This window comes from Hypericibacter adhaerens, from assembly GCF_008728835.1.
Taxonomy (GTDB): Bacteria; Pseudomonadota; Alphaproteobacteria; order Dongiales; family Dongiaceae; genus Hypericibacter; species Hypericibacter adhaerens.
Genome location: NZ_CP042582.1, coordinates 3,776,906 through 3,789,227, shown reverse-complemented (window position 1 = coordinate 3,789,227; position 12,322 = coordinate 3,776,906). Strand labels below are relative to the sequence as shown.

The window sequence follows — 12,322 nt, the reverse complement described above, 5'->3', positions numbered from 1 at the left end:
CTCAGCCCGCCGCGCATTGCTCGAGCGCGCGCGCCACCAGCGTGCGCGCGGCATCGCGGCGATAAGCGGCGGTGGCGCGGATATCGTCGATGGGCGAGAGCGCAGCCAGATGCGAGACCGCGACCTTGCTGCCGATGCCGGGCTTCATGGGCAGGCCCAGCAGGGCGGCCTCGAGCTCGGGTAGGCGGCGCGCCACGGCCGAGCAAGCGCCCACCGCGATCCGCGCCTGGGCGATCCGGCCTTGGCCGTCGTCCTCGAGGATCGCCGCGACCATCGCGATCGAGATCACCAGATAGCGCCGCGCCCCGAGCTTCAGGAAAACCGAGGGGCCGTCGATGCTGTGCGGCACCCGGATGGCGGAAACCAGCTCGTCGGAGCGACGCTCGGTCTTGCGGTTGCCGGTGATGAAGGCGGCGAGCGGGAGGCGGCGGGTGCTGGCGCGCGACATCAGTTCGACTTCCGCATCGAGCGCCAAGAGCGGCGGCACGCCGTCGGCCGCAGGCGAGGCGTTGCAGAGATTGCCCGCGATCGTGCCGCGGTTCTGGATCTGGATCGAGCCCACCTCGCGCGCGGCGGCCTTGAGCGCGTCGAAGGCGCGGGGCAGGGGCGTCGCCACAAGCTCGCTCCAGGTGGTGCCGGCGGCGATGCGGACGCCGTCCTGCTCTTCGCGGATACCGGAGAGCTCGCCGATGCCGGTGACGTCGAGAACGGGTGTCGAGAGATGCCGGTCGCCCAGCGCCGGGTAGAAATCGGTGCCGCCCGCCAGGATCTGGATTCCCGGCGTCGCCAGCGCCTCGACCGCCTCGCGCAGGCTTTTCGGTCTCAGGAACATGACGAAAAGGTCATGGGGCCCGTCTCTCCACCGGCCGCTCCTCCGAGAGGGGGCAATTAGTTCGTATACAAATGATCTGCGGGTGAGGGGAGGCTGTCAAGCCGGGGCTGTTCGTCGATCCGCGCTTCAGTCAATGTAGCCGCACGCAAGGATGGTGGTGGGGCCATACCGTGCAAATCCTGGCTGTCGTCTTTCTCGGTATCTGTGCCGGCCTCGCTGTTTTCCGGGCCGTTGATGCCTATCAATGGTGCGAAATGCGGCGCTTCCGGCTGTACGCCTTGCTCTCGATTCCGCTGATTGTGGGAGCGGGGTTCGCGACTTGGCAATTCTTTGCCAGTCCGGATCCCTACCGTGGCGTCGGTGCGGAACTCGATAGCGACTGGGTCTGCAGCGGCAGCGCTGCGCTCGGCGATCTCGTTTGCATTAAAAAGTCGGCGCCGGCCTCGACGCACCCCGAAAACGCCGATTAATCTGATCGCCTTGTCACTTCGCCCGAGAGCGATCATGCCCATCAACGGACCGGTGCTCGAAGCCCGCCGGGTAAGCTGGGTTCCGCGCCTGCTCCTGGGGCTGTTCCTCCTGGCCATGGCCGCCGGTCCCGCCTGGGCGCATGCCTCGGACAAGGGCATCGTGCTGCTGCTGCCGACCGGTTACTACATCGTCGGCGGTGCGCTGGCCGTCGCGGTTTCCTTCCTTCTGCTGCTGGCTGTGCCCAACGATTGGCTGCGCCGGTGGATCGGTTGCCGGCTCGATCTCGGCACTTGGCCGGCCATCCCGCGTGTTGGCGTCAGCGCCGCCGTCTTCATCCTCCTCGTCCTTCTGCTGATCACCGGCTGGTATGGCAGCCGCGATCCCCTGGAGAACCCGCTGCCGCTCTTCGTCTGGACCCTCTGGTGGGGCGGACTCACCATCGCCCACGCGCTCTTCGGCAATCTCTGGCATGGCCTCAATCCCTGGCTCGCCCCCTATCGGCTGGTCCGCCGGTTGATGGGCCGGCGAGAAGGGGAAGGGCTGTGGCGCTACCCCGCCTGGCTCGGCTATGGGCCGGCCATCCTGTTCTTTCTCGGCTTTGCCTGGTTCGAGCTGGTCGAGCCGGCACCGGACGATCCGTCGCTCCTGGCGGATGCGATTCTTGTCTACTCGATCGTCACCTGGGCCGGGATGGCGCTGTTCGGCGAGCGGGCCTGGCTCGCCAAGGCCGAATGTTTCTCCGTTTTCTTCGGCTTCGTGGCGCTCCTGGCGCCGTTCCAGGCAGAGCCGGTGCCGGTGTCCGCCGGATCAACCGAGCCCCGGCGCTACCGCCTGACACTCGGCCTGCCGGGGCGCGCCCTGCTGCAGCGCGAGCCGCTGCCGCTCGACGGCACCGCGTTCGTCCTGCTGACGCTCGCGACCGTCTCCTTCGACGGGCTCAAGATGACCTTCTGGTGGCTGGGCCTCTGGGGCGTCAATCCGCTGGAGTTTCCGGGCCGTAGCGCCGTGATGCCGGCCAGCAGCCTGGGCCTTCTGGCGATGTGGGTGGCGCTGGGCCTGATCTATCTCCTGGTGATTGCTTTGGGATTTCGGCAGGCCGGCGGGCGCACCGGTCTAAAGCCGACGTTGGGACGCTTCGTCTTGACCCTCCTGCCCATCTCGATCGGCTTCCACTTCGCCCACTACCTGACCTCGTTCCTGGTCAATGCCCAATATGCGCTGTTCTCGGTCAACGATCCGTTCGAGGCCGAGTGGCATCTCCTCGGGATGGAGGAACCGCATGTCTGGGTCTCCTTTCTCTCGGACATGAACTCGGTCTGGGTGATCTTCTCGCTGCAAGCCGGGGCCGTGGTACTGGCACATCTGCTGGCGGTGCTGCTGTCGCATCTGATGGCGATCGATTTTCAGCCGGGCCGGCGCGCCGTCTTCGCCAGCCAATGGCCGCTGGCGTTGTTCATGATCGCCTACACCCTGTTCGGCCTCTGGCTGCTCTCGGCGCCGAACGCGGGATGAGGCCGGAAAGGCCGCCGCCATATTGCCTTTTGCCAGGTCGCGTGATCTCATTTCCACGCAACAGTCGCGATAACAAGAACCGGTGCCCGCGCGGAAAGAGCGCAAGGGAGCATCGCGTCAACACGAGGGAGGAGCGACGATGACTTCGGATCGGAAGGGAAATTCCAGCAGGAGCACGAGCAAGGCCGGCCGCTCGCTCATCACGCGCCGCGGCCTGGTGAAGGGGCTGGGGGCTGCGGCGGGTGCCGCCGCCGCCTCGGGCCTGCTACCGGGGCCGATGCGCTATATCCAGGCGCAGGCCGCCGAGCCGATCCGGCTCGGTTTCCAGGTGCATCGCACCGGGATCGGCGCCGCCTATGGACGCTGGTACGAGCAGACCACCAACGCCGCGGTCAAGACGATCAATGCCGCGGGCGGCATCAATGGCCGGCCGATCGAGATCGTGGCCGAGGATGACGGCACCGATCCCAAGCGCGGCGCCGAGGTGGTCGAGAAGTTCGCGACCAAGCACAAGGTCGATGCCGTGTTCGGCACGCTCTTCTCGCATGTGGTGATGGGTTCGGCGCCCACCGCGGGCCAGCTCAAGATGCCCTATTTCGTGGTGAGCGAAGGCCATCACGTCGCCTCGGGCGCCCTCAACCGCTATACCTTCCAGCCCGGCATCACCGATGTGCGCTCGCAGGTGATCTCGATGGCGCCCTGGATCGCTTCCAATCTCGGCAGGAAGGTGGCGATGATCTATCCGGACTATGCGTTCGGCTACGACCATCGCGATTTCTTCTCCGCCGCCATCCAGGGGCAGGGCGGGGCGATCACGGCCCTCATTCCGGTGGCGCCGACCGAGACGACCTACTCGAAATATTTCGCGCAGATCCCGGCCGAGACCGAGGTGCTCTATCACGTCATGGTCGGGCCGGGCGTCCTCACCTTCGTCAAGGAGATGGGCGACCATTTCGGCTCGAGCCGCCCGCAGATCTTCGGCTTCATCGATTCGCTCGAAGCCACCGATCTCGCGAGCCCCGGCCTCGAGTTCCTGGACGGGACCTATTTCTGGGAGGCTTTCCCGCGCTACGCGCAGAAGGACCAGTCCGAGTTCGACAAGCATTACCGGGCGGCGGTGGGCGTCGACGACAACGGCGCGTCGACGGCCGATCCGAAGGAAGTTTCGACCTACTCGCACATGTTCGGTTGCTGGGAGACGCTCTACGTGATCAAGGCCGCCATGGAGAAGAGCGGCTATCAGAAATCGACCTTCGCGCAGAAAGGCAAGCTGATCGAGGCGGTCGAGGCCATGACGGCCTTCCCGGAAAGCGACGAGCATCCGCAGGGCGACAAGACCTTCAACGGCAAGCTCCACCAGTGCTACGGCCACCAGTTCATCTCGAAGGTCGAGGGTGGCAGGCTCAATGTCGTGCACAAGACCGCGATCGAGGACGGGCTCTACGAGCCGGAGACGGACTACACGAAGAAAGCGCTGTAAGGCGGGTGGAGCAGTCGTTCGGGAATTCGATATCGCGACAAATAGTGCGACTCCCCTCACCCTGCCCTCTCCCCCTCCAAGGAGGGGGAGAGGAAGGAACTTTCTTCGAGATCGCCGCTGCATGAAACACTTCATTCCTCTCCCCCGCAGAGCGGGGGAGAGGGTAGGGTGAGGGGGCTTCGGTGATCCGCGAACTGTCGACCCTGAAAGGCGAGATCGGCGCGCCTCTCCCTCCTTCCGCTGCATGAGCCTCGGCCCCCATCTCCTCCTCGCCTTCCTGGAAGGAACCGTCTCCGCCTTCGTGCTGGCGCTGACGGCGCTGGGGTTGTCGCTGGTGTTCGGCGTCATGCGCATCGTCAATGTCGCGCATGGCGAGTTCTTCATGCTGGGCGCCGTGCTGGCCTACGGCTTCAGCAGCCTGGTTCCCGGCTTGCCGGCCTTGGGCTTCCTGCTGGCCCTGATCCTGAGCCCGCTGGCGGTGGGCGCCATCGCCTGGAGCGCCGACCGGCTGGTGCTGGCGCGGCTCAACTACAATCCCGAAGCGACGATCGTCGCGACCATCGGCATGCTCTACATCATCGAGCAGCTGGTGCTGACGATCTACGGGCCGGACGCGCATCCGGTCCAGCCGCCGATCAGCTTCCGCATCCTGTTTCCCTGGTTCGGATACTCCGGCTACAAGCTGGTGGTGGTCGCCGCCTCGGGCATGCTGCTGCTCACCACCTGGTATCTCCTGATGCGCACCCGCATCGGCCTCGTCATGCGCGCGACCCAGCTCGATCGCGAGACGGCGCAGAATTTCGGCATCCCCGTCGCCCGCGTCTATTCGCTGATCTTCGCGTTGGGCGCCGCGCTCGCCGCGGTCGCGGGCGTGCTGGTGGTGCCGATCCAGCAGGCCCATTACCTGATGGGGCTCGACCCCCTGCTGCTCTCCTTCATCACCGTCATCATCGGCGGGCTCGGCAGCCTGCGTGGCACGCTGATCGCGGCCTTCGTCATCGGCCTCTCCGACGGCATGTTCTCGGTCTTCTTCTCGGGAACCCTCTCCAAGATCATCGCGACGCTGCTGGTGGCGCTGGTGCTCGTGTTCCGGCCCTCGGGCCTGTTCGCCCGGAGTGCGCGATGAGCGGGCAGGCCTTCGCCGTCGCCGCCCTGCCAGGTGCCGACCGGCGGCCGGTCTGGCTGCATCTGGCGGTGCTGGTACTGCTCTTCGGCTTGCAGTTCGTCCTGCCGGCCTACGACCATGGCAACGTCACGCGGATCATGATCCTGGCGAGCTACGCCATGGGCTTCAACCTGCTGCTGGGCTATACGGGCCTGATGAGCCTGGGGCATGCGATGTTCTTCGCGGCCGGGCTCTATGGCGCGGGACTTCCCGTCTATTACCTGGGATTCGACCCGTTCTCGGCCTTCGCGGCCGGCGTCGCGGCGGGCGGCTTTCTGTCATTCGGCGTCGGGCTGATCGCGCTGCGCACCAGCGGGGTCTCCTTCATGATCGTGACCCTGATGTTCGCCCAGGCCTGTTTCCTGCTGACGCTCTATTTCAACGGCATCACCCAGGGCGACCAGGGCCTCGTGCTCGATCTCAGCGCCTGGAGCTGGGATGTCGGCAGCGAGGATGGGCCGCTCAGCCTGATCTCGCCGCCGATCCGCTACAATCTGGCGCTGCTGCTCTTCGCGCTCTGCCTGCTGGTTTCGCTCCTCCTGGTCCGCTCGCGCATCGGCCGCGTGCTGGTCGCGATCCGCGAGAACGAGGCCCGGGTCTCGATGCTGGGCTATCACAGCTTCCGCTACAAGCTGGGCTCGCTGATGCTCTCCGGCACCATGTCGGCGGCAGCGGGCGCCACCTATGCGCTGCTCTTCTCCTATGTCGGCTCGACCTTCGCCGGGATCCAATATTCGATCCTGCCGCTGCTCTGGGTGCTGCTGGGCGGGCAGGGCACGATCCTGGGTCCGCTCCTGGGCACGGCCCTGATGTTCTACCTGGTCGATGTCTCGAGCGAATACAGCTCGAGCTACATGCTGATCGTCGGCGTGGCGCTCGTGCTGCTGGTCCTCTGGTTCCCCAAGGGCATCCTCGGCACGGTTCGCCAGAAATGGCTGCCATGGCTGCCGTGACCGGCGCGCCATCGGTGCTGCTCGCCACGCGCGGGCTCGGCCGGCGCTTCGGGGGCCTGCGCGCCGTCGACGCGGTCGATCTCACGGTCGAGCGCGGCGAGATCCGCGCCGTGATCGGGCCCAACGGCGCCGGCAAGACCACGCTCGTCGGCATGATCTGCGGCCGGATCGCGGCGAGCGAGGGCCAGATGCTGTTCGAAGGCGAGGACATCACCGGCCTTCGACCCTGGAGCCGGGTCGAGCGCGGCATCGCCTACACCTTCCAGATCACCAGCATCTTCCAGAACCTGACCTGCTTCGACAATGTGGCGCTGGCGGCCCAGCGCGGGCTTCCCTGCCGCGGCGGCGAGGCCGAACTGGCGCAGAAGGTCGAGCGGACCCTGGCGCGGGTGGGGCTTGCCGGCCGCGGGACCGTCCTGGCCTCGACCCTGCCTTACGGCCATCAGCGCCTGCTGGAGGTGGCGATCGGGCTGGCGCTGGCGCCCAAGCTGCTGATCCTCGACGAGCCGACGCAAGGCCTGTCGGAGGAGGAGATCGTCGGTTTCTGCGCGCTGGTGCGCGAGATCGCGGCCGACGCGACGGTGCTGCTGATCGAGCACAACATGCCGGTGGTGATGGACCTCTCGCATCGCATCACGGTCATGGACAACGGCCGGATCCTGGCGGAAGGCACGCCGGAGGAGATCCAGGCCAACCCCGAGGTGCGGAGGGCCTATCTCGGCACATGATCCTCACCCTCGACAGGCTCAACTGCTTCTATGGCCGGGTCCAGGTGCTCCGCGACCTTTCGCTGACCTTGGCGCCGGGCGAGGTGCTGTGCCTCCTGGGTCGCAACGGCGCCGGCAAGACCACGACGCTCAAGACCGTCATGGGCTTGATCCGGCCGCGCTCGGGCCGCGTGCTGCTGGGCGATGAGGATCTCAGCCGCCTGCCGGCGCACGAGATCCCGCGCCGTGGCATCGCCTATGTGCCGCAGGGGCGGCGCCTCTTCGCCGAGCTGACGGTCGAGGAGAACCTGACGATCGGCTTGATGGCGCGCCATCGCGGCGAGGCGGCGCGCGAGCGCGTGCTGACGCTGTTCCCGGTGCTGAAGCAACGGCTGCATCAACCGGCGGGCACGCTTTCGGGGGGCGAGCAGGAGATGCTCGCCGTGGCCCGCGCGCTCTGCCTCGAGCCCCGCGTGCTGCTGCTGGACGAGCCGACCGAAGGGCTGATGCCCAGCATGATCGCAGCCATCCTGGAGACGGTACGGCTGCTGAAGCGGGAGGGGGTGGCGACGATCCTGGTCGAGCAGCGGGTCGGGGCCGCGCTCTCGGTCGCCGACCGCGTCGCCTTCATCGAGAACGGCACGGTCATGCAGATAGCGGCGGCGGCGAGCCTCCATGCCGACCGGGCGCCGATCGAGCGCTATGTGGGGGTGGGATTGAGCCCGGCCTGAGCGGAGCGTCGGCGCGCCGGCTCAGGCGACCAGCCGTGCCGCGTCGCCCAGGCTGACGCCGGCGAGCTGCATCTGGCGCTTGGCCGTGGCGAGCGAGCCGCTGAGGTCGATGGCGCGGCAGGCATCCATCAGCACGGTGGTCTCGAAGCCCAGCCGCGCCGCATCCAGCGCCGAATAGGCGACGCAATAATCGGTGGCGAGGCCCACCAGCGCCAGCTTGGTCAGGCCCCGCTCGCGCAAGTAACCGGCAAGCCCCGTGGGCGTCTTGCGGTCGTTCTCGTAGAAGGCCGAGTAGCTGTCGATCGCCTTGCGGAAGCCCTTGCGGATGACGAGCTCCGCCTTGGTCCAGGCGAGACCCGGATGGAACTCGGCGCCGCTGCTGCCCTGGACGCAGTGGTCCGGCCAGAGCGTCTGCGGGCCGTAGGACATCTGGATGTTGGAGAAAGGCGCCTGGCCGGCATGGCTCGAGGCGAAGCTCGAATGACCGGCCGGATGCCAGTCCTGCGTCAGCACCACATGCTCGAAGGACCGGATCAGCTGGTTGACCAGCGGCACGATCTCGTCGCCGCCATTGACGGCCAGCGCCCCGCCTGGACAAAAGTCGTTCTGCAGGTCGATGACGATGAGAGCCGCGTTGGGGCTCTCCTTCCTCAGCGCGGCCACGGGGGTATCCTCTCTGCAATCCTGATGCCAATGCGACGATGCCCTGGAGTCTAGGGCGCCGCCGGGAGGAGATCAACCGATCCGCCGGTGTCAAATGCGGTCGAGTCCGCCGACTGTTTCCCCCGTCAGAAGCGCGCTGACAGGCTGAGGGCGCCGAACTTGTCGGCATCGTCCTGTCCCTTGAACTCCGGCGTACGGAAGACGTAGGTATAAGCCAGCCGCACCGTCCGGAAGACCAGGGCGATGCCGACCTGCGCGTCGCCGACCAGGACGTTCTTCTCGACGCTGGGGCTGTCCTGGAAGCTGTTGCCGTCGAGAAAGATGTTCCGCCCCACGGCGCGACCCTCGACGCCGGCGAACAGATACCATCCGAAATCCGCCTGCGGCACGAAATAGCCCGAGGCGGGCAGGCCGGGCTCGATCCGCGGCGGGCCGTAATCGTCGGGCATGTTCCAGCCGAGCCGCAGGGTGGCGCCGCCATTCGCGTAGGTGAAGACATTGCCCAGCGCCGCCCCCAGATGCGGCGTGGCGTCGAGGGCGAGGCCCATGATGTCGTCGGCGATGGGAAGGCGCCAGCTTCGCTGATAGGTGATGACGATACCGGGCTCGTTGTCGAGCTGATGATCCCAGCCGCGCGGCTTGGTCGAGCCGATGGCCTCATGGACCAGGGTCTGGGCCTGCCGGGCCAGGGCCGCGGGCCCGACCACGCCCAGCTGCAGCTGAAGCTGATCGAGATGCGTGGGCGTCTCTGAAAAGAGCCCGATCGAGCCATAGAGCCAGCCGGCATAGGGGTGATCGTCGCCCGGCGGATCCTCCAGGGAGAGATCGTTGGGCGTGAACATGCTCTGGCCCAGCCCGTAGCTCGCGCGGACGGTTCCTTCCTCGGAAAAGAAGGGGAGCCAGCGCGCCACCGCCCTGGCCCAGGACGGCGTCTGGTCGGGGCCGGTGGTCCAGGAAGCCAGGATGCCGTTGGTGTAGTCCCGGTCGTGGCCGGCGAAGGAATCGTTCTCGATGACGAGATTGAGGGTGCCGAACTCTGAGTCTTTCGCTCGGACGGCGGGGACGGCCGTGATCGCCATCAGAGCGCCGTAGAGGCACGCGACAAGGCTCGAGCGGTACCGGTCCATCCACGCGCTCCGATTGTGAAACCCCGGGTTGAGAGTAGGGCCACGTTTCGTTGTGGCAAGGGTCAGAAACGGAGCGAGAGGCTGAGCGCGCCGAACTTGTCGGCGTCGTTCTGGCCGCTGAATTCCTGGGTGCGGAAGACATGGGTATAGGCGAGCCGCGCCGTCCGGATCGTGAAGGCGATGCCGACCTGTGCGTCGCCGACCAGGATATTTTTCTGGACGCTGCGGCTGTCGGTGAAGGTATTGCCGTCGAGAAAGATGTTCCGAGCCACGACTCGTCCATCGAGCCCGGCGAAGACATAGAAGCCGAAATCGCCCTGCGGCTCGAAGAAGCCGGAGCCCGGCAGGCTGGGCTCGATCCGCGGCGGGCCGTAATCGTCGGGCAGGTTCCAGCCGAACCGCAGGGTGGCGCCGCCATTCGCGTAGGTGAAGACATTCCCGACGGCACCGCCCAGATGGGGCGTGGCGTCGAACGAGAAGCCCCAGATCTCGCCCGAGATGAAGGCCCGCCAGCTGCGCTGATAGGTGAGGACGACGCCCGGCTCGTTGTTGAGCTGGTGATCCCAGCCGCGGGGCTTGTCCGCGCCGATGATGCCATGGACCCAGGTCTGGGTCTCGCGCGCGAGGGCGGCCGGACCCACGACGCCGAGCTGCAGGTTGAGCTGGTCGAGCCGGGTCTCGGTCGCGGAGGTCAGGCCGATCGAGCCATAGAGCCATCCCGCATAGGGACGGTCGTCGGCCGGCGGATCCTCCAGCTTGATATCGCTCGGCGTGTAGATGTTCTGCCCGATCCCGTAGATCACCCGGACCGTGCCTTCGCTGGAGAAGAAGGGCAGCCAGTTCGCCGCATCGACCGCCCAGGAAGGGGCGTCGCCGGCGCCCGAGGTCCAGGAAAGCATGATGCCGTTGGTGTAGTCCTGGTCGAGGCCGGAGACGATGTCGTTCTCGAGCACGAGGTTGAAGGTGCCGGCTTCCTCATGCTGGTCGGCCGGCTCCTCGGCCTTGGCGGCCGGAGCGACCGCCACGAGCAGCAAGCCGCCGAGGAAAACGGACAAGCGGGAGGCGGACAAAAGGAAACCGGAACCAGCCCGGGGCCGGTTCCGGTCTCGATTCGGGCGCGTGGGGGCGGTTCGGGCCAGGAGCTCGTCTCCGGACAGCAGGAAGGGGTAGCGGCGATCGAGTATGCCGGAACCTTATCCTGCTTCGTCCAGTGGCAGGGAAGGGGCGCCTTGCCGTCGCGGCCGGGCTGGGAGGGGAGGCTGGAACGGGTCGCGTCCCGGCGGGGCCGGCATCCGCCGGTTCCGTGGGAATGAAAGTCGCGAACGGCATAGCAGCGGGGCAGCCCCCAGGCTATTGACAGCCGGCGCGTCTCTCATGTCCCTATCAGGCCGCGCACGCAAGCATTCCGGGTTCCCGCCTTGGCAAAACGCTATTCGGCCCTCTCCCTCCTTCGCCATGCCCTGCAGCCCTCGAGTCCCTGGCCTCGCGCCTGGCGCTCGCCGGCGCCCAAGTCGAGCTATGACGTCGTCATCATCGGCGGCGGCGGGCACGGGCTCGCCTCGGCCTATTACCTGGCCGCCAATCACGGCATCAAGAATGTCGCAGTGATCGAGCGCAGCTATATCGGCTCGGGCAATGTCGGGCGCAACACCACGATCGTGCGCTCGAACTACATGATCGGCGGCAACACGCCCTTCTTCGAGTTCTCGCTGAAGCTGTGGGAAGGGCTCTCCCACACGCTCAACTTCAACGTGATGCTGTCGCAGCGCGGCCAGATCGGTCTCGCCCACAATCCCTCGCAGATGGACGTGCTGGCGCGCAAAGGCAACATCATGCGGCTGCACGGCATCGATGCCGAGCTGCTCGACCGCGGCGAGGTGATGAAGCTGCTGCCCTATCTCGACTATAGCGATGCGGCGCGCTTCCCGGTCGTGGGCGGCATCATCCAGCATCGCGCCGGCACGGTGCGCCACGATGCCGTCGCCTGGGGCTATGCGCGGGCCGCCAGCGATCTGGGCGTCGACATCATCGAGAATTGCGAGATGACCGGCTTCCTCATGGAGCAGGGCAAGGTGGTCGGCATCGACACCACCAAGGGCCGCATCCGCGCCGGCAAGACCGCCATCGCGGTCGCGGGCCACAGCTCGCATATCGCCGCCAAGGCGGGCCTGCGGCTGCCGGTGGAGAGCCACTTGTTGCAGGCTTTCGTCTCCGAGCCGATCAAGCCGCTGGTCCATCACGTCGTCTCGTTCGGTGCCGAGCTTTATTACATCTCGCAGTCCGACAAGGGCGGCCTGGTGTTCGGCGGCCATATCGACGGCTTCGCCAACTACAGCCAGCGCGGCCAGTTCCCGAAGGTGCAGACGGTGGCCGAATGCGCCGTGTCGCTGATGCCCTGCGTGTCGCGGCTCCGGCTGCTGCGCCACTGGGCCGGCATCATGGATATGACACCGGACGGTGCGCCTTTCATCGGCCGCACGCCGGTGCCGAACCTCTATCTCGATGGCGGCTGGTGCTATCAGGGCTTCAAGGCGATCCCGGCTTCGGGCTGGACCTTCGCCCACACGATCGCGAAGGGCGAGGAGCACGAGCTAAACCGCTGCTTCAGTCTCGACCGCTTCGCGAAAGGCGGCGAGCTCGACGATCACGGTTCCGGCAACTGGACCTACAAGCAGTAGGGG

12 protein-coding genes are annotated in these 12,322 nt (G+C 66.7%); 8 read left to right on the top strand and 4 right to left on the bottom strand.

All coding sequences use genetic code 11. The annotated features are described in order from the left end of the window. Position 1: 1 nt before the first annotated feature. Positions 2 to 832 (bottom strand): FAD binding domain-containing protein, encoded by an 831-nt coding sequence (locus FRZ61_RS16785; protein WP_151118809.1) that lies wholly within the window; start codon positions 830 to 832, stop codon positions 2 to 4. 170 nt (positions 833 to 1,002) lie between these two features. Between FRZ61_RS16785 and FRZ61_RS16780 the strand changes: the two genes are divergently transcribed. From FRZ61_RS16780 to FRZ61_RS16750, 7 genes are all read left to right on the top strand, one after another. After that, the gene (locus FRZ61_RS16780) at positions 1,003 to 1,302 is read left to right on the top strand and encodes a hypothetical protein (protein ID WP_151118808.1); all 300 of its coding nucleotides are present in this window, start codon (positions 1,003 to 1,005) and stop codon (positions 1,300 to 1,302) included. Between the two features lie 34 nt (positions 1,303 to 1,336). After that, positions 1,337 to 2,815: a hypothetical protein gene (locus FRZ61_RS16775; RefSeq protein WP_225308858.1), complete on the top strand. Its 1,479-nt coding sequence runs from the start codon at positions 1,337 to 1,339 to the stop codon at positions 2,813 to 2,815. A 139-nt stretch (positions 2,816 to 2,954) separates the two neighbouring features. Beyond that, the gene (locus FRZ61_RS16770) at positions 2,955 to 4,295 is read left to right on the top strand and encodes an ABC transporter substrate-binding protein (protein ID WP_151118807.1); all 1,341 of its coding nucleotides are present in this window, start codon (positions 2,955 to 2,957) and stop codon (positions 4,293 to 4,295) included. Between the two features lie 244 nt (positions 4,296 to 4,539). After that, positions 4,540 to 5,421, top strand: coding sequence for a branched-chain amino acid ABC transporter permease (locus FRZ61_RS16765; protein ID WP_151118806.1), 882 nt, complete (start codon positions 4,540 to 4,542; stop codon positions 5,419 to 5,421). Beyond that, a complete protein-coding gene (locus FRZ61_RS16760; RefSeq protein ID WP_151118805.1) occupies positions 5,418 to 6,413 on the top strand; it encodes a branched-chain amino acid ABC transporter permease in 996 nt (331 codons plus the stop codon). The genes FRZ61_RS16765 and FRZ61_RS16760 overlap by 4 nt, the downstream gene beginning before the upstream one ends. Beyond that, a complete protein-coding gene (locus FRZ61_RS16755; RefSeq protein WP_151118804.1) occupies positions 6,401 to 7,141 on the top strand; it encodes an ABC transporter ATP-binding protein in 741 nt (246 codons plus the stop codon). The genes FRZ61_RS16760 and FRZ61_RS16755 overlap by 13 nt, the downstream gene beginning before the upstream one ends. Further along, positions 7,138 to 7,851 (top strand): ABC transporter ATP-binding protein, encoded by a 714-nt coding sequence (locus tag FRZ61_RS16750; RefSeq protein ID WP_151118803.1) that lies wholly within the window; start codon positions 7,138 to 7,140, stop codon positions 7,849 to 7,851. Before FRZ61_RS16755 ends, FRZ61_RS16750 begins: the two co-directional genes overlap by 4 nt. 21 nt (positions 7,852 to 7,872) lie before the next feature. On the opposite strand, the gene pncA is transcribed toward FRZ61_RS16750, so the two are convergent. The 3 genes from pncA to FRZ61_RS16735 form a co-directional block, all read right to left on the bottom strand. Next, positions 7,873 to 8,514, bottom strand: coding sequence for a bifunctional nicotinamidase/pyrazinamidase (pncA, locus tag FRZ61_RS16745; RefSeq protein ID WP_225308857.1), 642 nt, complete (start codon positions 8,512 to 8,514; stop codon positions 7,873 to 7,875). A 125-nt stretch (positions 8,515 to 8,639) separates the two neighbouring features. Beyond that, the gene (locus FRZ61_RS16740; protein ID WP_151118802.1) at positions 8,640 to 9,641 is read right to left on the bottom strand and encodes a lipid A deacylase LpxR family protein; all 1,002 of its coding nucleotides are present in this window, start codon (positions 9,639 to 9,641) and stop codon (positions 8,640 to 8,642) included. 62 nt (positions 9,642 to 9,703) lie between these two features. Continuing rightward, positions 9,704 to 10,696: a lipid A deacylase LpxR family protein gene (locus FRZ61_RS16735; RefSeq protein WP_225308856.1), complete on the bottom strand. Its 993-nt coding sequence runs from the start codon at positions 10,694 to 10,696 to the stop codon at positions 9,704 to 9,706. 363 nt (positions 10,697 to 11,059) lie between these two features. On the opposite strand from FRZ61_RS16735, the gene FRZ61_RS16730 reads away from it, so the two are divergent. After that, positions 11,060 to 12,319 carry a sarcosine oxidase subunit beta family protein gene (locus FRZ61_RS16730; RefSeq protein WP_151118801.1) on the top strand — a complete coding sequence of 420 codons (1,260 nt, stop codon included), beginning with the start codon at positions 11,060 to 11,062 and terminating at the stop codon, positions 12,317 to 12,319. Positions 12,320 to 12,322 lie beyond the last annotated feature (3 nt).